The sequence below is a fragment of the Metapseudomonas boanensis genome (assembly GCF_018704125.1).
In the GTDB taxonomy this organism is placed as follows: Bacteria; Pseudomonadota; Gammaproteobacteria; order Pseudomonadales; family Pseudomonadaceae; genus Metapseudomonas; species Metapseudomonas boanensis.
Map to the genome: position 1 here is coordinate 466,214 of NZ_JAGTIS010000002.1, position 21,904 is coordinate 488,117.

The 21,904-nt window shown below is 62.9% G+C and carries 13 protein-coding genes and 1 pseudogene; 7 read left to right on the forward strand and 7 right to left on the reverse strand.

The window, feature by feature from the left end; translation table 11 throughout:
* Positions 1-3: 3 nt before the first annotated feature.
* The 3 genes from J7302_RS06195 to J7302_RS06205 form a co-directional block, all read right to left on the reverse strand.
* A complete protein-coding gene (locus J7302_RS06195) occupies positions 4-1,692 on the reverse strand; it encodes a histidine kinase N-terminal 7TM domain-containing diguanylate cyclase (RefSeq protein ID WP_215371872.1) in 1,689 nt (562 codons plus the stop codon).
* A 203-nt stretch (positions 1,693-1,895) separates the two neighbouring features.
* Positions 1,896-3,278 (reverse strand): DUF3999 domain-containing protein, encoded by a 1,383-nt coding sequence (locus J7302_RS06200; protein ID WP_215371874.1) that lies wholly within the window; start codon positions 3,276-3,278, stop codon positions 1,896-1,898.
* The gene (locus J7302_RS06205; RefSeq protein ID WP_215371877.1) at positions 3,275-6,874 is read right to left on the reverse strand and encodes a DUF2339 domain-containing protein; all 3,600 of its coding nucleotides are present in this window, start codon (positions 6,872-6,874) and stop codon (positions 3,275-3,277) included. Before J7302_RS06205 ends, J7302_RS06200 begins: the two co-directional genes overlap by 4 nt.
* A 275-nt stretch (positions 6,875-7,149) precedes the next feature.
* Here J7302_RS06205 and J7302_RS06210 point away from each other — a divergent pair, with 275 nt between their 5' ends.
* Complete coding sequence (locus J7302_RS06210) at positions 7,150-7,545, forward strand: YkgJ family cysteine cluster protein (RefSeq protein WP_215371879.1); 396 nt, start codon at positions 7,150-7,152, stop codon at positions 7,543-7,545.
* Positions 7,546-7,746: 201 nt separating this feature from the next.
* On the opposite strand, the gene J7302_RS06215 is transcribed toward J7302_RS06210, so the two are convergent.
* Positions 7,747-8,661: a DUF808 domain-containing protein gene (locus J7302_RS06215; protein WP_215371881.1), complete on the reverse strand. Its 915-nt coding sequence runs from the start codon at positions 8,659-8,661 to the stop codon at positions 7,747-7,749.
* A gap of 79 nt (positions 8,662-8,740) precedes the next feature.
* Positions 8,741-10,513 (reverse strand): phosphoethanolamine transferase CptA, encoded by a 1,773-nt coding sequence (gene cptA / locus J7302_RS06220; protein ID WP_215371883.1) that lies wholly within the window; start codon positions 10,511-10,513, stop codon positions 8,741-8,743.
* Between the two features lie 588 nt (positions 10,514-11,101).
* On the opposite strand from cptA, the pseudogene J7302_RS26410 reads away from it, so the two are divergent.
* A pseudogene (locus tag J7302_RS26410) lies at positions 11,102-11,812 on the forward strand (IS4 family transposase); the annotation flags it as partial.
* A gap of 288 nt (positions 11,813-12,100) precedes the next feature.
* Here J7302_RS26410 and typA read toward each other — a convergent pair.
* Positions 12,101-13,918 carry a translational GTPase TypA gene (gene typA / locus J7302_RS06235; protein WP_215371892.1) on the reverse strand — a complete coding sequence of 606 codons (1,818 nt, stop codon included), beginning with the start codon at positions 13,916-13,918 and terminating at the stop codon, positions 12,101-12,103.
* Positions 13,919-14,045: 127 nt separating this feature from the next.
* Positions 14,046-15,500 (reverse strand): tRNA uracil 4-sulfurtransferase ThiI, encoded by a 1,455-nt coding sequence (gene thiI / locus J7302_RS06240; protein ID WP_215371895.1) that lies wholly within the window; start codon positions 15,498-15,500, stop codon positions 14,046-14,048.
* Between the two features lie 334 nt (positions 15,501-15,834).
* On the opposite strand from thiI, the gene glnA reads away from it, so the two are divergent.
* From glnA to ntrC, 5 genes are all read left to right on the forward strand, one after another.
* Positions 15,835-17,238 (forward strand): glutamate--ammonia ligase, encoded by a 1,404-nt coding sequence (glnA, locus tag J7302_RS06245; protein WP_215371897.1) that lies wholly within the window; start codon positions 15,835-15,837, stop codon positions 17,236-17,238.
* 322 nt (positions 17,239-17,560) lie between these two features.
* The gene (locus J7302_RS06250) at positions 17,561-18,112 is read left to right on the forward strand and encodes a DUF4124 domain-containing protein (protein ID WP_215371899.1); all 552 of its coding nucleotides are present in this window, start codon (positions 17,561-17,563) and stop codon (positions 18,110-18,112) included.
* Positions 18,113-18,115: 3 nt separating this feature from the next.
* Positions 18,116-18,730 carry a DUF4124 domain-containing protein gene (locus J7302_RS06255; RefSeq protein ID WP_215371902.1) on the forward strand — a complete coding sequence of 205 codons (615 nt, stop codon included), beginning with the start codon at positions 18,116-18,118 and terminating at the stop codon, positions 18,728-18,730.
* 196 nt (positions 18,731-18,926) lie between these two features.
* Positions 18,927-20,012, forward strand: coding sequence for a nitrogen regulation protein NR(II) (gene glnL, locus J7302_RS06260; RefSeq protein WP_215371904.1), 1,086 nt, complete (start codon positions 18,927-18,929; stop codon positions 20,010-20,012).
* Positions 20,009-21,445, forward strand: a complete 1,437-nt coding sequence (ntrC, locus tag J7302_RS06265; protein WP_215371906.1) for a nitrogen regulation protein NR(I) — start codon at positions 20,009-20,011, stop codon at positions 21,443-21,445. Before glnL ends, ntrC begins: the two co-directional genes overlap by 4 nt.
* Positions 21,446-21,904: the final 459 nt, after the last annotated feature.

Below are 21,904 nucleotides of genomic sequence, written 5' to 3' on the forward strand. Positions count from 1 at the left end.
CCTTTATCTGACGCTTGCGGGCGCGCTGGGTTCAGCGCACCGCAGAGACAGGCTTGGCCACCCCCGTACCTGGTTGCGACCGTTGCGCTTGGCCTCGTAAAGCGCCGCATCAGCGACCTGCATCAATTCTTCCAGCGCCTGCCCCTGGGTCGGCCATACCGCCATGCCGGCGGACAGGGTTACCGAAACAGGACCATCGCGCGTCGGCAGTGGTGAGCCAGCCAGGCTACCGCAAAGTCCATCGAGCCGCGCATAGGCTTCATCACCCGTCGCTCCCGGCAGGATCAGCAGAAACTCCTCGCCGCCGATGCGAAACACTGCATCGCTGCTGCGCAGGTTGTGCGACAGATGACCGGCAACGGCCTTGAGCACGTCATCGCCCACCAGGTGCCCGTAGCGGTCGTTGAGCTGCTTGAAATGGTCGAGGTCGATCAGCGCCAGGGCGATAGGCGTCTGCTCGCGCTGGCTACGAGCCAACTCGCGACTGAAGAAGTCGTTGAGGTACCGCCGGTTGTAGAGCCCGGTAAGCGGATCGCACAGGGCCTGCTCCTGCATCTGTTCGTGTAGCCTGGTAATGGTGCGCAGACGTTCCTCGCTGGTGGCCAGGGCCTCCGCCAACTTGAGTTCGCTGCAATGCCGCTCGCTGACATCTCGCAGGTAGAGAATCTGCCCGAGGACGAATGGACCATTGCGGGTGGCACGCTCGATGTCCCGGCAACGGACCTCGAAGTAACGTGACGAGCTGGCCAGGGCGAGCAACTGTTCCTTGCCGCTTTCCGGCGTCCTCAGCATCAGCGCAAGGTCATCGCCATAGACAGGCCAGTCCGCCAGGGGCCGGCCTTGCCACTCCGAGCACAAGCCCGCCAGTTCGAGGGCGGCCGGGTTAGCGTCGATCACCCGTTGCCGGGGATCGATCACCAGCACGGGGTCCGGCAGTTCCTCCAGCAACAGATGACGGGCCACCGGCAACAGGTCGAAGAGCCGCACGCCCAGGATCAGGAAGGCAAAGGCCACCAGCGTGAACGCGAAGCTGAAGGGCGTCGGGTCAAAGCCGAACAGCGTCCAGCCATAGCCGACATAAGCAAAGTTGGCGACCCAGGGCACGCAGGTGACCAGCACGAAGGCCAAGTAATGCCGGCGGTGCAAACCCTGGCTTGCCAGCGCGGCGCGCGTCACCACGGCCAGGCAAAAGAGCATGAAGACATAGACATAGACCGCCACGATGTTGAACAGCAGGCCATGGTCGTAACGAATGGGCGATCCGGGCGCGCCGTCCACCGGCATGGTACCGGGCCCGTAGAAGAGCTGGTGCCAGGGATTGCTCAAGGCCAGGCACGAAGCCAGCAGCGGGGCGATGGTCAGCGCCAGGTAACCGCGCAGACTCAGCGGCTCGCGGATGCTGTTGACGTACTGCCAAAGGAAGACAGCCCAGAACGTAGGTACGCCGACGATTCCCGGCCAGGCCATGCTGGCCCAGAATACTTTGCAGTCCGGAGCCTGTGCGGCCAGCTCCAGCCCCGCGGCGGTCAGCCACCAGAGGATGCCAAGGTGCAGGACGATGAAGATTTCGCGGCCGGGGAAATAACGCTGGCGGCTGACCCAGAGGGCCATGAGCATCACCCCGAGCCCAACCAGGGCGGTGAAAACAACCGGTCCCCCCATGAACCAGTCACTGGCCAGGCAGGCGTTCATAATCGCCCCCATGAGGTGGACTGAACCGCGCCGGTCCTGCTGCGGATGGCAGGGGCCGGTGGTCGGGAGGTGTGATACCGCTCGTTATGGATTAGCACCGGCCATTCTGACCTGGAGGCAAGAGTCACGTACAGCGACCCGAAAATGACTGGCTAAAGATACATCAAAACGCTATTCCCACCGCCATCGGCCTGTGGTCTTTTTCAGGCCTTGCTCGTAGGACGACGCAACAGGCTGTAAGCCATCGCGGCCAGGAGACCCACACCCAGCAGCAACACTGCCCAAAGCCCGATGCGCTTCCAGACGAGTCCCCCAGCAGGCTCGCCGCCCGGCACAGCGTGGTCTCCCAAGGCCGGCTCGCCCACCAGTTCCGCACGCGCCATCGTCGCCAGGCGACGCTCCTCAAACCCCGGTACCAGCGTCGCCAGCGGCAATTCGACGCGGGCCGCTGACGGATTGCCCAAAGCCAGGATGAAGGGCGGCGTACCTCGGGCGAGGAACACTACGTGCGTGGCCTGCATACCGACCTCCAGGCGTGGAATCTGCTGACCGAAGCCACCGGCGCGCGGGTCTACGCTCAGACGCAGCTGCTTGACCGGCATCCAACCCGGCAGCTCCAACTCGTCCCGCACTACCTCCCTGCCACCTTCAGGCAGGCGGTAGAGCAGCCCGGAAGCAAGCGGTTGCCAATTCGGCGAACCGTCCCGACGCGCCTGCAGCCGGACCGGCAACAAGCTACCTGGCCGGTCGATGGGAATGCGCAGACGCTCGATGGACAGCCCCAGGGGCAGCTCCCAGAGGTATTCGTTGTCCTTGGCGCTGAGCGGCTCCAGCGCCGCCGACCAGGCCATCGCCGCAGGAAGATGCTCGCGGCTGGCGCTGGTCACGCGGACCTCGGACAGCTCCGGAGCCTGCGTCGGGCTGACCCAGAGCAGGCGCAGGTAGCGTGCCGGGCGACCAGGAAGGGTCACCTCCTGCTGGTCGATGCGCTCGTCGGCGTAGCTCAACCGGGCCACCTGCCCCTCCCCCCAGGAGGTCCAGTGCTGCAGGTCATCGCTGGCCTCGATCGAGAAGCGCTGAAAGCCCTCCGCACCGCCGTTCCAGTCCAGGCTCAGCTTCTCCAGCGGTAACTGAATGCCGCTGGTGTCCAGCAACCAGCCACGCAGCAAGTCACCCTTCGGCACCGCAGCGTCTGGCACTACCTGCACCAGGGTCCCCGTGGTGCTGCGCTCAATCCGCACGCTTGGCACGGTCATTCCGTCGTCGGCCAGGCCACGCAGCGGAAAGGCGCGCAGCCTGTGCTCCTGACGGGAGCGCCGCTCGTAGGCGCTGCTGCGGGTGAGGGCATAGGCCAGAGCCTCGCCCTCAGCGTTGAACACCCGCAGATCGCGAAGATCGGCATGTGCCGCGGTGAAATGCAGCGCCATGGGCAATTCCAGGCGGTACCACGGCCCTTCGCCGGCCACCTTCAGCTCAACGCGACTGGCGAAATCCTCCAGCCGGTCGGCTGCGAGCGACGATTGGCCCAACATCCCCAGGCCGGCTAGCAGGGCAAGGGCATTACGCAGGCAGGAAAGACCGATCATGCGTGGACCTGCTCCTGTTCAGAATCAGCGCGCCTGGGTGGCAGGGGCGCGAAATAGCCGACGACCAGCAACAGGACGCCGACGCCAATGAAAGACACGATGCGCTCCAGGCCGCCCCGGTTGCCCAGTTCGACGAAGAACAACTTGGCCACCACCACCGCGATCAGCCCTGCGCCCACCAGCCAGAGCTCACGCCGGCCACGCAGGTGCCCACCGACCATCAGGCCGAGGGCGATACAGGTCCAGACAATCGACAGCCCGGCCTGCACCAGCATGGAGTCGAGTTGTACCTGCAGGTCATAGGGCACGCCGCCCCAATGATGGGCGCTGCGGAATACTGCCGCCGTCGCCAGAACGAACAACGAAGCGCCCGCGACGACCGGAACCAGCCATCCAGGCAGAGCGACCGTGTCGAACTGCGGCAGCACCTCACGCAACCACAGGCACACGCTGACCAAGGCGAACAGCAAACCCAGTTCAAGAGGGTTGAGCAGCGGCAGATACGGCAGCGGATCGGTGGCGCCGTCGCTCCAGGCATTGGCAGTCCAGAACCAGACCAGCATCAGCAGGGCCAGCGGCAGTGAAGCCCATAGGCGATATTCGCGCGGGAAGGCGGCCACTGGCCATGGCAGCTTCAGCCGCAGGGTCATCAACAATAGCCAGGCACTGGGCAACAGCGCCCAACCCAGCCAGCGCCAGGCATTGTATTGCTCGGCGAGCAGCATCAGCAGGTAACGCAGTTCCAGAGCCAGCACGCCCAGGACCAACCAGCAGCCGAGCACATGGGCGGCACTGCGCGCCCCTTCGGGCAGCAGCGGGTCAAGCCTGCGCAATGCCAGCAGGTGCGCAGCAAACAAGGCGCCCCACCCCGCCCACCCCAGGTCAGCGGCCGGGTGATACTGCGGGTGCCAGGCCAACCACAGCCCCAGAAAACCGGCCGGCGCCAGCAACAGGCAAAGCAATGCCAAGGCCCGCCACTGCTCACGCCGCGCCAGCCACGTAGCGAAGGCAACACTGACGGCGGCCAACAGCAGCACCAGCGGCACCTGTTGCGCAGGCTCGGCAAAGCGACCGATCTCGGTCAGCAAGGTTACCGCCCACCAACCGCTGCCCCAGACCAACAGGAGCTGGGCCAGGTGTTCCAGGCTCAGGTTACCCATGGCTGCATCGTCACGCGCTGCACGTTGCAAACGCCACGCACCGACCAAGGCCGCAATGGCCAGCACTGCCGGCGTCCAGAACCCGGCATGGGCCAGCGGTCGCAAGCCCTCCGCGCTCAGCCCGCCGAAAAGCAGCGGGCTCACGGCCAGGAAGCTGATGCCGGCCAGCACCTGCAAGAACAGACCGAAGACGAAACTGGCCCGCTGTTGCAGGTGCAGGCTGAGCCAGAGAATCAACAGGCCGCTGCCACCCCATACCGCAGCCGCGGTACGCCACGGCAGAACGAACAGTACTGCCAGATTGACGAACGCCAGGCCCGCCAACAGCACGAGGGACAACGCGCGCAGCAGCCGGGCGTCCGCACGGACCTGCTCGTCCCGCGCCGCCAGCAGCATCCCGCCGATCAGTCCCAGTCCGATCAGCGAGGCCACCATCAGCCCCCGCCAGCCAGGCGTGGCGCCGCTGCCCAAGCTCGCGCCGTCCAGATCGAGGAGGAACAGCACACCACCCAGCAACTGCACGGCGAAGGCACTGAACAGGAAGCTCCGCGCCTGCAGGCGCAGGCCCACCCAGAGCGTGGCCAGGCCGGCCAGGCCCCAGGCGATGGCCGTGCCCTCCACCGCGAAGATCAACGGTGCGATCAGGTAGACGAAGGCCAGCCCCGCACAGGCCAGCACCGGCAAACCGCTGCGCTCCCAATCGCGGGAGGCATCTTCAGGGGCCTGGCGCAGTTGCCAGAAGCTGAACAGCAGTGCGGCGCCCAACATCAGGGCGCCCAGCGGAGAACCGTCGAGCAAGGTGAGGTCGCCATCCCGCAAACCGCCGAGGAACGCCAAGGCCGCGCCAAATTGCAGCAACAAGGCAAAGACACGGGCCAAGGGCCGGCTCTGGCGCAGCCCCAACCAGTAGATGCCCGCCCCTTCCACCGCCCAGGCTGCGGACGTCCAGCGCGAATCCAGCCCCAGCGGGATCGCCAGGCTGCCGAACACCACGCCCAGCGCCAGGCAGGTTTCCACCAGAAGCACTGCCCGCCCCGCCGTGCGCCCGGCCAGGGCCCGCGCCAGCAACAGGTAGAACAATCCCAGCGTCAAGGCACTGAAGGCTGCCCCGAGCTCCAGATGGCGAACCAGCGCCACCTGCAGGCCAAAGCCGATGATCGGTGGGCCGAGCAGGGCCGTACCGTCGATCATGTCGCCCTGGCGTGCCGACCAGCGCAACAGCTCATTGCGCGCCTCGGGTGCGCCTTGCGCCTCGAGCAACTTGCGTCGGGCAAAGAGCAGGCCGATCGCGACATACATCAGGAAGAACAGCACCAGGAATGGTTCAGTGCTGCTGAGCAGTTCCGGCCGATAGCTGCGCAGGCCCCAGGCGAAACCGATACCGAAGGTGCCGACGAAGCCGATCAGGTTGAGCAGGCGCCAGGCCTTGAACCAGGCAATGGCGAAGATGCCAGAATTGAGCAGGGCGAAGTAACTGAACAGCGCCACATGGTTGCCACTGCCGCTGGAGGTCAGGATGGGGGCAGCGAATCCGCCCAGTGCCGCCGCGGCGGCCAGCCCCAAGGCGTTCTGCGTCACGGCAAGAATCGCAGAGAACAGCGTCACCGCCACCAGAAGCCCGAACGCGGCCCCCGGGTCCAGTAGCGGGTGCAGGCGCATTGCCGCGAATACCGTCAGGTAGAGCACCGCGATGCCAGCGCCCTGGAGCATCAGGCCATAGCTGGGATTGCGCAGGCGCAGCCACCAGCCGAGGCCTAGCAGGACGACAGCGCTGCCCGCCACGCCGGCGTAGCGCAACTCGATTGGCACCACCATCCCCTCAGTGGCATAGCGCAGCAGGAAAGCCAGGCCGAGGAACAGCAACACCACGCCGACACGCAGAACCGTATTGCCGCCGAACAGCCAGTCGCGGGCGGCGGCAAAACCACGTTCGATGAGCGAGGGCTCGCGGGGTTTCGGCGGGCCGGGTGGAGCTTGGCGCGCCGGCTTGGGCGTGGCCTCGCGGCCCCAGGCATCCGTCGGACTGGCTGCCGCCATCGCGGGTGCTGGTGCTGGTTCAGGCGCAGGGGGCAGCGGCGCGGTCTCGTCCAGCAGGTCGGTCGGCAACTCCCAAACCAGCTCCTCGCCCTCTACCATCCCTTCGGCAGCTGGGGCGGGCGCTTGCGCAGTCGTTTCTGGCGGACGCTCTGGGGCAGTCGGGGCAATGCCTTGCTCGACCTTGAGCAAACGCTCGTGGATGGCCTTCGTGCCCTTGTCAAAACGAGAGGAGAACTCCTGCAGCGTCTTGCGCAGCTCGGCATTTTCCTTGCCCAGGCCATGCAGGCGGATCGCCTGCCCTATTCCCAGCCCCAGCAGCCCGCCCAGCAGGACGGCACTGAAGCCCTCATCGATCCCGGCCCCCAGGGCCAGGCCAACCAGCATGAATATCCATTGCATGCACTGATTTCCCGGATGATTGAGCGCGGCGGCTGCATCCCTTCGCAGCCGCTACCGGCTAGCGCAAGTCCCCGCTGTGAGGACGCACTTTGCTCGCCTTATACAGACGAACACAGCCTCGATTGCAGACACAGAAACTTCTTACAGCTCAGCACCAGAACCCGAGACCCGCCTCTCACTCTCAGGAAATTTCACATGAGCCGACGGGAAACTGTTCACTTTTTCACCGACATCGCTATGATGCCCGCCCCCCATTTCTCCTCAGCTCACCGCCCATGAAAACCATGATGATCGTCGGCGCCGACCTCGACCGGACGGACACCTGGATCAGATACGAAAAGACCATGTGCCATGCGTGCGTCTCCAGCTGCTGCCAGATGCCGGTCGAAGTGCGCCTGAGCGACCTGATCCGCCTGGAGCTGGTGGCCGAGTTCGAGCGCGGTGAGCCGCCGAAGAACATCGCCAAACGCTTGATGAAAGACGGCGTGGTGGAGCGCTTCAACCAGAAGTCCGGCATCTTCACCCTCACCCGGATGTCGAACAACGACTGCTACTTCCTGGATCGCAAGACTCGTCTCTGCACCGTTTACGACAAGCGCCCGGAAACCTGCCGCAACCACCCGAAAATCGGTCCGCGTCCAGGCTACTGCGCCTTCAAGCCAAAGGACTGAGCCGCCTTCTGCTCTCGTAGATCGGTGCACGCCGCGCTGGACTGAGCGGCGTGAAGCCCAACACTATCGCTCGGTTTGGCAACGCCACGTTGAGCTTCGTGCCTCAGCAGAACGCCGCCCCGCCCAACCTATCTCCACGAGCACAACCGATTGTGCGAGCGAATTCACTCGCGAGGGGCCGCGCTACGGCCCCGTGCAGCCTCAGCCCCTGACGGCTGACACCACTTTCTTTGCCAGGCTCACGCCCACCAGCACCAGGGCACCGGCGAGGACACCCACCAGCCCGTCGATCAGCACCTGCACCACCCCGGCCACCGGGCCGGCCGCCGCCAGAACAGGTTCGAGCAGGTGATGAGCAGCCGGAATGCCATGCAGGATGATGCTGCCGCCCACCAGGAACATCGCCGCAGTGCCCAGTACCGACAAGCCCTTCATCATCCAGGGAGCCGCAGCGAGGATGCCGCGACCGATGGCCTGCGCTGCTGCACTGGTCTTGCCACTGAGGTAGAAGCCCAGGTCATCCAGCTTGACGATGCCCGCCACCAGCCCGTAGACGCCGACCGTCATGATCGCGGCAATGCCCGCCAGTACCGCCACCTGCGTACCGAACGGCGCATCGGCAACGGTACCCAGGGTAATCACGATGATTTCGGCCGAGAGGATGAAGTCGGTGCGGATCGCGCCCTTCACCTTGTCCTTCTCCATGGCCACCATATCCACCTGCGGATCGGCCAGGGCCTCGGTCAGCGCGGCGTGGGCGCTTTCATCCTCCTCCGCGCTGTGCAGCCACTTATGCGCCAGCTTCTCGAAACCCTCGAAGCAGAGAAACGCACCACCGATCATCAGCAGAGGAATCACCGCCCAGGGCGCAAAAGCACTGATCAACAGAGCCGCCGGCACCAGGATCGCCTTGTTGACCAGCGAGCCCTTGGCCACTGCCCAGACCACCGGCAGCTCGCGGTCGGCACGCACCCCGCTGACCTGCTGGGCGTTCAGAGCCAAGTCATCGCCCAGCACGCCGGCCGTTTTCTTAGCGGCGACTTTGGTCATTACCGAGACATCGTCGAGGATCGTGGCGATGTCATCGATCAGGGTCAGCAGGCTGGCTCCGGCCATTTTGAGTCCTTGCAAGGGGAGTTGAGAGGGGGCGCTTCGCTGCGGCGCAGGCGAACTACAGACAAAAACGCCCTCGCGGTCAACCCGGCGGAGCCTTCCTGCCAATCGATTCGTGATCGCCGCTGACCACTTCCATGTCGCCCTCGGCAGATTTCGGCTTGATCAGGCTGAAGTCGATCATTGCCTTCGGCTGGTGCGGGTTGCCGATCAGCAACGGACGCGCCTTGAACTCTGCGTTCACGATGCTGCGAGTGGCATCGAAGCCCTCGAAGCTCAGGCCGGAAAGGTCAGCCCAGGTATGGATGAAGCTGGAGCTGCTATAAGGGCGGCCCAGGCTGGTCGCGAGAGGCTGCGGGTGACTGGCCTTCCATTGCTCGGAACTCCAGAGAATGAAGGGGATGGTGTACATGGGGGCCGTCGGCGCCGCCTCGTTGCGCCCCAATACCTCAGGCTGCTGCGGATCGAACACCGCCTCACCATGGTCGGACAGGTACATCAGGAAGCCATTGGCTCGGCTGCCAGAAAACCGCTCGATCAGGCTGGACACCACGTGGTCGTTGTACAGCACCGCATTGTCGTAGCTGTTGTAGGTGGGCAACTGGTCGTCAGTGACATTGGCCGGAGCGCCCTGGCGGTCGGTGAAGTGCTCGAACTCCGGCGGATAGCGGTACTGGTAGCTCATGTGCGTACCCAGCAGGTGCACCACGATGAACTTGCGCGGCGCCGAATCGGCCAGCACTTTCTCGAACGGCGCCAGCACATCACCGTCGTACTGACGGGCGTTCTGGTTGCGGTTGTTGTTCAGGTAGAACTGCTCATCCGCCTGCTTGGAGAAGGTCGTGAGCATGGTATTGCGCTTGGTCAGGGTCTGCTGGTTGGTGATCCAGTAAGTCTTGTAACCGGCCTGCCTCATCATGTTCAGCAGCGACGGTTTGGTCAGGTAGCGGTCCGGATTCTGCTCGTCGGCAAAGGTCAGCACCTGCTGCAGCGCCTCGATGGTGTAGGGGCGCGGCGTAATGACGTTGTCGAACACCTGCAGCTGATCACGGATGCGGTCCAGGTTCGGCGTGGTCTTGCGCGGATAGCCATACAGACTCATGCGCTGGCGGTTGGTTGATTCACCGATCACCAGCACCAGCGTTGCCGGCAGGCCGGCATTCTCATCCTTGAAGTTGCCCAGGGGCGCGATCTGTGCGTTGCCCTCCAGCAGTTCATGCATGTTCGCCAACTGCTGACTGTACTGCCGATAGCCCACCAGCAATTGCCACGGCACGGCCGGTTCCATGCGCTTCTCGAAGCTGTCGCGGGCGGCCTCGAAGGTTTCATTGCCGAGCCCCTGCTTGACCAGCGGGTACCCAACCAGCGCAGCCGCCAGCGCGATGCTGACAGCCACAGCCCTGCCCCGTGGCAGATAGACAGGACGCACGCGCGCCCAGAGGAACGCGGCGCCCAGCGCATAGGCAAGGAACGCCGGCACCATCCACCAAGCGAAGTATTGGGAAAGATATTCCGCCCCCTCGGCCACGTTCGACTCGAATAGGATGAAGATCACGCTTTGCGAGAATTCCTGCCCGTACACCAGGAAGTAACCAAAGGCCGGCAGAGAAGCCAGCCATAGCATCGCGCCGAGCCCGGCGGCGATACCCCGCGTGCGGCGGGGGAACAGCAGCACCGGAATCAGCCACAGACCGCTGAGCAGAAACGCCTGGCGAAAACCCGTGAATCCGCTGGTCCCCGTCACCTGGATCAGCAGTTGGGTCACGCCTGAGAAATACCAGAAAAATAGAAACAGCCAACCCAGCCCCGCCCAGTCGAATCGGCTTTCCCTGGTCATTATCGCATCACACTTCATATGAACCTGCATCAGTAGCCAAACGGCCCACTGCTGATTGAAAGACAGGGAATATGACTTCATTGGCGTGAAAAGTTCGTCACGCTGCTGCTAACGAACTCAAAACGCACCATCTCGTAGCTGCCACGCTTCCAGTCACTGATAGGCCGGAGCCAACGCAGGCGGATCAGCTTCGGGTTGCTTTCGACTACGCAATCAGCGCCCGGGGCTGGCGTGGAGCGAACGTCACCGAAAAATTAGAGTAGGGAAAATAAATCTGTCCTGGGCCGACCGCCGCATCGGCGCGCTTAAGTAGCAAGGCGAGGCCTGACTGCCGATTCGCGCCCTGCCGGGCTTTCTGGCGGAGAACCATGATGGCTCGCTGAGTAACTTGCCGTCCTGGCGGCGACTGGCGCAGTTGCGGGTGTGAATGAAAAGGCCCCTCGCCGAAAAGGGAGAAGCTTTGGCTGAGGGAATTAGAGTAGGAAAAATAACTCTGCCCTGAGGAATCCACACAAAATAACCAGCAGAATTAATCAGATAGATTGAATGGTCTGCATGAGTAGGGCAGTTTGGTAGTCGCCAAACACACCTACCACCCCGAGACTCATGCAGGTCGTCCGATTTTTGCACAGGGCATTTTCCCAAGCACTCCCAACGATCCATTCCAAGCGACTGACTGCCTTGATGAGCGGCGTTGCCGCTCTGCTTCACGGTCGGCGTCTGACCTTGACGGGTCTGGGCAGAGCCATGCCAGGTACAGCACACGTCAAGCACTCGATCAAACGTGCCGATCGCCTGCTCGGTAATCGGCAACTGCAAGTCGAACGACCGCTGTTTTACTGGAAGATGTTTCGGGCTTTGATTGGAGAACTGGAGCAACCAGTGATTCTGGTGGACTGGTCGCCAATCAATGCCGCTTCGAATTTGTACCTGTTATGAGCGTCCATTCCGCTGGCCGTTCGCGCCTTTCCGATCGTTGAAAGCATCCATGAGCAAGAAGGCTGCCCTGTGCGGCAAGGTCAGCTCCTGAACGCCCTGGAAGCCATGCTGCCCGCTGACTGCACCCCGGTATTGGTGACGGATGCGGGCTTCCGGCGCCCCTGGTTCCAGGCTGTCGAGGCCAAAGGCTGGCACTACGTAGGGAGGATTCGTAACCGCGACCTGTACCGCACGAGAAAGGGCGCCTGGGAATCGATCAAGACGCTCTACGCTAGGATCTGCTCCAGCCCCAAGGCGCTGGGACAAGTCTGGATCACACAGAGCAAGCCACATCGGGTTTCGCTATACGGCATTGATCAAACACCGAAGGGACGAAAAGGGGTATGTCAGCGCGCTCCGAACAGTCAGATGGAAATTTCCTGATTAGGTGTCTGAAGAGCTTCTGGTGGGTTGAAGCCCACCCGACACAGCAGATCCAATGCCCACGCCTGACGCCGGGTGATCCGCAAGCAAGGCCTGGTGCGCACAGCGCACCTAACGGGCGGCGGACCTGCGTGGTCCGGTGTTGGTCGGAAGCCCCTCGCCCCCGCCGCGCGGAGGTGCGGACCAAAGAAAAAGCCCCCGCCGGATCGCTCCGACGGGGGCTCTTCAGTTACTGCGCGAGGATCAGACCTTGCTGCGCTCGTAGCGCTTGCGGTCGTTCTCGTTCAGCATTTTCTTGCGCAGACGGATGGACTTCGGAGTCACTTCCACCAGCTCGTCGTCGGCGATGAATTCCAGTGCCTGTTCCAGGGTGAAGCGGATCGGCGGAACCAGGGCGATGACTTCATCCTTGCCGGAGGCGCGCATGTTGTCGAGCTTCTTGCCCTTGGTGGGGTTGATCACCAGGTCGTTGTCACGGCTGTTGATGCCACACAGCTGGCCTTCGTAGATTTCGTCGCCTGGGCCGAGGAACAGCTTGCCACGGCTCTGCAGGGTTTCCAGCGAGTAGGTCAGTGCGGTGCCAGTGGCCATGGAGACCAGTACGCCGTTCTGACGGTTGGTGACTTCGCCAGCCTTGATCGGGCCATAGTGGCTGAAGGTCGAGGTCAGGATGCCGGTACCCGAGGTCAGGGTCAGGAAGTTGTTACGGAAGCCGATCAGACCACGCGCCGGGATGGTGTACTCCAGACGGACGCGGCCCTTGCCGTCGGGGATCATGTTGGTCAGATCGCCCTTGCGCAGACCCATCTGCTCCATCACCGAGCCCTGGTGCTGCTCTTCGATATCGATGGTGACGTTCTCGTAGGGCTCTTGCTTCTCGCCATCCTTCTCGATGATCACCACTTCCGGACGGCCAACGGCCATTTCGAAGCCTTCGCGACGCATGGTTTCGATCAGTACGGAGAGGTGCAGCTCACCACGGCCGGAGACTTTGAACTTCTCGGCGGATTCGCCCGCTTCGACGCGCAGGGCGACGTTGTGCAGCAGTTCCTTCTCCAGACGGTCCTTGATGTTGCGGCTGGTGACGAACTTGCCTTCCTTGCCGGCAAACGGCGAGTCGTTGACCTGGAAGGTCATGCTCACGGTCGGCTGGTCGACGGTCAGCGGCGGCAGGGCTTCGACGGCGGTCGGGTCGCACAGGGTGTCGGAGATGTACAGCTCGTCCATGCCGCTGACGCAAACGATATCGCCGGCTTCGGCTTCAGGCACTTCGACGCGCTGCAGGCCGGAGTGGCCCATGATCTTCAGGATGCGACCATTGCGCTTGTTGCCTTCAGCGTCGATGGACACCACCGGGGTGTTGGACTTGATCTTGCCGCGGGCGATGCGGCCAATGCCGATCACGCCGAGGAAGCTGTTGTAGTCCAGCTGGGAGATTTGCATCTGGAACGGGCCGTCGACGTCCACCACCGGAGCCGGGACGTGGTCGATGATCGCCTGGAACAGGGCGTCCATGTTGTCGTCCATCTTCTCGTGGTCCATACCGGCAATGCCGTTCAGGGCGCTGGCGTAGACGATCGGGAAGTCCAGTTGCTCGTCGGTGGCGCCGAGGTTGTCGAACAGGTCGAAGATCTGGTCGATGACCCAGTCAGGACGCGCGCCCGGACGGTCGATCTTGTTCACCACGACGATCGGACGCAGGCCGGCCTTGAACGCCTTCTGGGTCACGAAGCGGGTCTGCGGCATGGGGCCGTCCTGGGCGTCCACCACCAGCAGTACGGAGTCGACCATCGACATTACGCGCTCAACCTCGCCACCGAAGTCGGCGTGGCCGGGGGTGTCGACGATGTTGATGTTGTAGCCGTTCCACTTGATGGCGGTGTTCTTCGCCAGGATGGTGATGCCGCGCTCTTTTTCCTGGTCGTTGGAGTCCATCACGCGCTCGCTTTCCGCTTCTTTGCGGTCGAGGGTGCCGGACAGCTTCAGGAGCTTGTCTACGAGAGTGGTCTTGCCATGGTCGACGTGGGCGATGATGGCGATGTTACGAAGATTTTCGATCACGTTTGTATCTCGATCAGAGGATTCGTTGTGCCGCAATGTCTAGGCGGCCGATATGAATGAAACAGGTCAGCCGGCCAGCCCGTCGGGAGGGCGATGGCGGATGCTGCCGCCGAACAGGCCGGGCTGTTTAAGCCGGGCGATAAACGCGCACATTCGCATGCCCCTCGCTGAGCAGGTGATGAGCATGCAGGCGGCTCATGACGCCTTTGTCGCAATAAAGTAGGTACTGGCGGTTGGCGTCCAGTTCCTTGAAGCGATTGTTCACCGCGTAGAACGGCAGCGCCTGGACCTCGATCCCGGGCAGCTCCAGGGGAGCGTCTTCCTGGGCATCGGGATGGCGGATGTCGAGGACGATCTGCCCCGGCAGGGCCTCGGCCACTTCTTCCACCTTCAGGTCCTGGCCGAGCTCGTCGATCACGCGGTCGATCGGTACCAGGCGGGCGCGCTCCAGGGCGCGCTCGAGGATGGCCATGTCGAACTGTTCTTCCTCGTGTTCGATGCGGCCCGGCTTCGCCTTGGTGGTCGGATTCACCGAAATCACGCCGCAGTACTCGGGCATGTGTTTGGCGAACTCGGCAGTACCGATCTGGGTGGCGATGTCGATGATGTCCTGCTTGTGGCTGGCGATCAGCGGGCGCAGCACCAGCATGTCGGTGGCCGAGTCGATCACCGACAGGTTGGGCAGGGTCTGGCTGGAGACCTGGGAAATGGCCTCGCCGGTGACCAGCGCATCGATGTGCAGTTGCTTGGCCATGTGCGTGGAGGCGCGCAGCATCATACGCTTGAGCACCACACCCATCTGGCTGTTGTCGACCTTGCTGAGGATCTCGCCCACCACTTCCTCGAAGGGCACACTGATGAACAGCACACGCTGGGAGCGGCCGAACTTCTCCCACAGATAGTGGGCAACTTCCATCACGCCCAATTCGTGTGCACGGCCGCCCAGGTTGAAGAAGCAGAAGTGGGTCATCAGGCCGCGACGCATCATCTGGTAGGCAGCAACGGTGGAGTCGAAACCGCCGGACATCAGCACCAGGGTCTGCTCCAGCGAGCCCAGCGGGTAGCCGCCGATGCCATTGTGCTGGTGGTGGATGACGAACAGGCGCTGGTCGCGCACCTCCATCCGCACTTCCACCTCCGGCTTCTTCAGCGAAATGCCGGCGGCGTTACACTCCTGGCGCAGGCGGCTGCCGACGTGGCGCTCCAGCTCCATGGAAGTAAAGGTGTGCTTGCCCGCACGCTTGCAGCGCACCGCGAAGATCTTGCCGGGCAGCTGGTCGGCGTAGTGCAGCTTGCACTTTTCCAGCACATCGTCGAAGTCGCCCAGCGGGTACTCATGCACTTCGAGGAAGTGGGTGATACCCGGGGTGCAGGTCAGGCGTTCGATCATCTCGCGCAGCAGCTTCGGCTCGGTCTGCCGGGTCTCGACTTCGAGGTTGTCCCAAACGCCGGTCACCACCAGCTCAGGGTCCAGGTCTTTCAGGACAGAGCGGATGTTCTTCGAGAGCTGGCGGATGAAATGCTTGCGCACCGGCCGGCTCTTGATGGTGATTTCCGGGAAGACTTTGACGATGAGTTTCATGAAAACAGCGCTTGCTGCGGCAGCCGAAAAAGAGGGGCGCGGATTATAGCGGAAATTGTTCAAGCTTTGACCAAAATCATTCAACAGGATTCTTTGTGCACCACAATGGAGCGCACGCACCATGATGGGCACGAAAACAGTGCGCAAAAAGCCGCCAGAAATCACCAGAGCCCCCGCCGTGCTTGAGTTTTGGGGCTTCAGCCCATTCCGGGGCACTGGCACGCAATTTGCTCTCTTGTGAGGCAGGTCGCCCTGGCGGACTATCCCGCTCCGGCTTCACCCCAAATTTTCTATGGGGGCTAAGGTTCCAGCCCCCGTCCACCTGGAGGACAACATGTCGAAGTCGCTTCAACTGATTAAAGAACACGACGTGAAGTGGATTGATCTGCGCTTCACCGATACCAAAGGCAAGCAACAGCACGTGACCATGCCGGCCCGTGACGCGGATGACGATTTCTTCGAACACGGCAAGATGTTCGACGGCTCCTCCATCGAAGGCTGGAAAGGCATCGAAGCCTCCGACATGATCCTGCTGCCGGACGACGCCACCGCCGTGCTCGATCCGTTCACCGAAGAGCCGACCCTGATCCTGGTCTGCGACATCATCGAGCCGAGCACCATGCAAGGCTACGACCGCGACCCGCGCGCCATCGCCCGCCGCGCCGAGGAATACCTGAAGACCACCGGTATCGGTGACACCGTATTCGTAGGCCCGGAGCCCGAGTTCTTCATCTTCGACGAAGTGAAGTTCAAGTCGGACATCTCCGGCTCCATGTTCAAGATCTACTCCGAGCAGGCGTCCTGGAACACCGACGCTGACATCGAAGGCGGCAACAAAGGCCACCGTCCGGGCGTCAAGGGCGGCTACTTCCCGGTACCGCCGGTCGACCACGACCACGAAATCCGTACCGCCATGTGCAACGCACTGGAAGAAATGGGCCTGGTCGTCGAAGTTCACCACCACGAAGTGGCGACTGCCGGCCAGAACGAAATCGGCGTGAAGTTCAACACCCTGGTTGCCAAGGCTGACGAAGTTCAGACCCTGAAGTACTGCGTGCACAACGTCGCCGACGCCTACGGCAAGACCGTGACCTTCATGCCGAAGCCGCTGTACGGCGACAACGGCTCGGGCATGCACGTTCACATGTCCATCTCCAAAGATGGCAAGAACACCTTCGCTGGCGAAGGCTATGCCGGCCTGTCCGATACCGCCCTGTACTTCATCGGCGGCATCATCAAGCACGGTAAGGCCCTGAACGGCTTCACCAACCCGGCTACCAACTCCTACAAGCGTCTGGTGCCTGGCTTCGAAGCTCCGGTAATGCTGGCCTACTCCGCCCGCAACCGCTCCGCCTCGATCCGTATCCCGTACGTGAACAGCCCGAAAGCCCGTCGTATTGAAGCGCGTTTCCCGGACCCGGCTGCCAACCCGTACCTGTGCTTCGCCGCGCTGCTGATGGCTGGTCTGGATGGCATCCAGAACAAGATCCATCCTGGCGATGCCGCCGACAAGAACCTGTACGACCTGCCGCCGGAAGAGGCGAAGGAAATCCCGCAGGTTTGCGGCAGCCTGAAAGAGGCGCTGGAAGAACTGGACAAGGGCCGTGCGTTCCTGACCAAGGGCGGCGTGTTCAGCGACGACTTCATCGATGCCTACATCGAGCTGAAGAGCGAAGAAGAAATCAAGGTGCGCACCTTCGTGCACCCGCTGGAATACGACCTGTACTACAGCGTCTGATCCAGTTGTCACCGCGCAAGCGGCATGATTGAGAGGCCTCCTTCGGGAGGCCTTTTTCATTCTTATGGAACTCCCTTGTTGGGCTCTTTGCTTTGAGGGCGAATTCATTGGCTCTGCCCTCGTTTGGTGGTGCAACGGGATGCATCTCTTGTAGGAGCGAGCTTGCTCGCTCCTACAAGGTTCATAGCCAATGAATTCGCCCACACCAAGTCCAAGGCCTTAGCCGTATTGTTGCTCGGCTGCACAACCACACCGCACCACGCTTGCCAGCCGGCCCCGCCAATGCAAGGCTTAGCAGGACTGCAAGAATGGAGATCGTGCGATGCGACCCCTGCTCGCCAGCCTGCTGCTGGTCCTGGCCCTGCCAGCCGCGGCACAGATCTACAAATACACCGACGCCAACGGCAACACGGTGTTCACCAACCAGCCACCGGATGGCACCGCCAGCGAACGGGTGGAGCTGGCGCCGACCAATGCGATCCAGGCGCAGCCGCCCAGCGCGCCGGTCAGCCCCCCCAGCGAGGCCGAAAGCAGGGTCGCCTATCAGGTGCTCGAACTGACCAACATCCCCGACGCGGAGGCCCTGCGCGCCAACAACGGCACCTTCAGCGTCGGCGTACGCCTGGAACCCAACTTGCAACCCGGCCATAGCCTGCGTCTGCGCCTGAATGGTCAGCCCTATGGCCAGGCCACCAACGCACCGCGCCTGCAACTGGTCAATATTGACCGCGGCGAGCACAGCCTTTCCGTGGACGTACTGAGCGGCACCATCGTGGTGCAGAGCAGCCCGCCGGTCACGTTCACCGTTCAGCGGGTCAGCACCAGCAGCCCGGCGCTGCGCCCGCCGACCCCGACGCCCCGCCAGAACAATTGACCGATGACCCGACTCCTGCTTCTCGCCCTTCTCCTGCTGGGCCAGCCCGTGCTGGCCGAGGTCTACACCTACGTCGACGAAGAGGGGAACCGAGTCTTCACTGACCGTCCCAAGCCCGGCGACGCCCAACGCATCGAGCTGGCGCCTTCCAACGCCATGTCCCCGACATCGCCGGCAGCCCCACCACCGATGGTGCAGGCACCCATCCCTCGAGAACTCGGCTATCAGCTTCTGCGCATCCTGGTTCCGGAGCCCGATGCCACGATCCGCGATGGCGAGGGCAACCTGATCGTCACAGCCGTTAGCGAGCCCGGCCTGCACCAGGGGCACAACTACCGGCTGCTGCTGGACGGCCAGTCCATGGGCGAACCGGGCCGCAGCCCGGTCTTCCCGCTGAAGAACCTGGATCGCGGCACTCATCAACTGGCTGTGGAAATCGTCGACGACCTGGGACGTACGGTTGAGCGAACCCCCAGCCAGCCGGTCCACATCGCGCGCATCTCGTTGGCCCAGAAGCGCATGATCAAGCCGTGCAAGAAGAATGATTACGGCGTGCGCCCGGAATGCCCGCTCAAGGACAAGCCCGAAGAAGAAGACAGCCTCCTACCCTTCCTGTAATCGACCCCGCTTGCGCACCACGATGGTGCACAAGCCTGCACCTCTTTCTATACTCTCCCCAAATTGGTTCATTCGCGTCCCGACCTTTTGCGCTGAAAGGTAGCCAGGACCCGCAAAAACCATGTTTTAGCGCGACTTTTCAGGGCTTTGGTTTGCTTCTTGCATTTTGTAACTCATCACCACGAGCGCCGAAGCCATGACCATCGACGACGCCCTGCACCGCCTTCTGCTCGACAACCTCACCACTGCGGTGATTCTGCTCGACGCCGACCTGCGCCTCGAGTACATGAACCCCGCAGCGGAAATGCTGCTGGCCGTCAGCGGACAGCGCAGCCACGGCCAGTTCATCAGTGAGTTGTTCACCGAATCGCCCGAGGCCCTCGCCTCGCTGCGCCAGGCGGTCGAACAGGCGCACCCCTTCACCAAGCGTGAAGCCCAGGTCACCTCGCTCTCCGGCCAGACCCTGACGGTGGATTACGCGGTAACGCCCATCCTCAATCGCGGCGCGACCCTGCTACTGCTCGAGGTACACCCGCGTGACCGCCTGCTGCGCATCACCAAGGAAGAGGCCCAACTCTCCAAGCAGGAAACCACCAAGCTGCTGGTACGTGGCCTGGCCCACGAGATCAAGAATCCGCTCGGCGGGATCCGCGGCGCGGCGCAACTGCTGTCGCGCGAGCTGCCCGAGGAGCACCTGAAGGACTACACCAACGTCATCATCGAAGAGGCCGACCGACTGCGGAACCTGGTGGACCGCATGCTTGGCTCGAACAAGCTGCCGCAGCTGGCAATGACCAACATCCATGAAGTGCTGGAGCGCGTCTGCAGCCTGGTGGAGGCGGAAAGCCAGGGCTGTATCAATCTGGTGCGCGACTACGACCCGAGCATCCCCGACCTGCTGATCGATCGCGAGCAGATGATCCAGGCCGTACTCAACATTGTGCGCAACGCCATGCAGGCCATCTCCGGACAGAACGAGTTGCGCCTCGGTCGCATCACCCTGCGCTCACGCACCCTGCGCCAGTTCACCATCGGCCACACCCGGCACCGCCTGGTCACCAAGGTCGAGATCATCGACAACGGCCCCGGCATCCCGGCCGAGCTTCAGGAAACCATTTTCTATCCCATGGTCAGCGGACGGCCGGACGGCACCGGACTCGGCCTGGCCATTGCCCAGAACATCATCAGTCAGCACCAGGGCCTGATCGAGTGCGAGAGCCATCCTGGCCACACCGTGTTCTCGATCTTCCTGCCGCTGGACAAAGGAGCCACTTCGTCATGAGTCGCAGTGAAACAGTCTGGATCGTCGACGACGACCGTTCCATCCGTTGGGTCCTGGAAAAGGCCCTGCAACAGGAAGGCATGACCACCCAGAGTTTCGAGAGCGCCGACAGCGTCTTGGGGCGCCTGAGCCGGCAGCAGCCGGACGTGATCATCTCCGACATCCGCATGCCGGGCGTCAGTGGCCTCGACCTGCTGGCGCAGATCCGCGATCTGCATCCGCGTCTGCCGGTCATCATCATGACCGCCCACTCCGACCTGGATAGCGCAGTGGCCTCCTATCAGGGCGGTGCCTTCGAGTACCTGCCCAAGCCGTTCGACGTCGACGAAGCCGTCTCCCTGGTCAAGCGTGCCTTCCAGCACGCCCAGGAGCAGCAAGGCCTCGAAGCGCCGGCCAGCCAGGCACGCACGCCCGAGATCATCGGCGAGGCGCCGGCCATGCAGGAGGTGTTCCGCGCCATCGGCCGCCTCAGCCACTCCAACATCACCGTGCTGATCAATGGCGAATCCGGTACCGGCAAGGAACTGGTCGCACATGCCCTGCACCGCCATAGCCCGCGCGCGGCATCGCCCTTCATCGCCCTGAACATGGCGGCCATTCCGAAGGACCTGATGGAGTCCGAGCTGTTCGGCCATGAGAAAGGCGCCTTCACCGGCGCCGCCAACCAGCGCCGTGGCCGCTTCGAGCAGGCCGATGGCGGCACCTTGTTCCTCGACGAAATCGGCGACATGCCGGCCGATACCCAGACCCGCCTGCTGCGCGTGCTGGCCGACGGCGAGTTCTACCGGGTCGGCGGCCATACGCCGGTCAAGGTCGACGTACGCATCATCGCAGCCACCCACCAGAACCTGGAGAACCTGGTTCAGGCTGGCAAGTTCCGCGAAGACCTGTTCCATCGCCTGAATGTCATCCGCATCCATATCCCGCGGCTTTCCGACCGCCGCGAAGACATTCCGGCGCTCGCCCGGCACTTCCTCGCTCGCGCCGCCCAGGAACTCGCGGTCGAGCCGAAACTGCTGAAGAACGAGACCGAGGACTACCTCAAGCACCTGCCCTGGCCGGGCAACGTGCGCCAGCTGGAAAACACCTGCCGCTGGATCACGGTGATGGCCTCGGGCCGGGAGGTGCATGTCGACGACTTGCCGCCCGAATTGCTCGTCCAGCCGCAGGACGCCACCCCGGCTACCAACTGGGAACAGTCCCTGCGCCAATGGGCCGACCAGGCCCTCGCTCGCGGCCAGTCGAGCTTGCTGGACAGCGCCGTGCCTTCCTTCGAACGCATCATGATCGAGACCGCCCTGAAGCACACCGCCGGCCGCCGTCGTGACGCCGCCGTGCTGCTTGGCTGGGGCCGCAACACCCTCACCCGCAAGATCAAGGAACTGGGCATGAAGGTGGATGGGGCCGACGATGATGAAGGCGACGAGGGCTAAGCGCCCTTCCTCGCTCTCCAGACCCCGCTTCGGCGGGGTTTTTATTGGCTGTATTGGGGCGGCTTTGCGGCCCATTCACGAATGATCCAGCAATGTCCGCGTTAAGAGTTGGAGGCCCTGCAATCCCTTGTAGGAGCATGGGGATGCCGAGTTCTTGCTAGCGAATGCGGACCCTTTCGCCAGCAAGCTGGCTCCTACAGGCACCTGCGCTCTCGGGCTGTCGTCCAGTGACAGCCAACACAGAGCGAATGAACCCGTTCCGACGAAGACAAGTTCCGTATCCTGGATTCCGCAAAAGTCCCGCCGTGGTGCCCCACAACCACCTTCGCCTCAAAAAAGTGCCCCAAGTGCATCCCTGCAAGCAGCTCCTTTTTCCATAAAAAACGCCCGTCGAGTTTCCTGAGAAACCCGCAATCCCCCGGAAAACGTGGCCTCCAGCGGTAGCCATGCTCTCTTCTG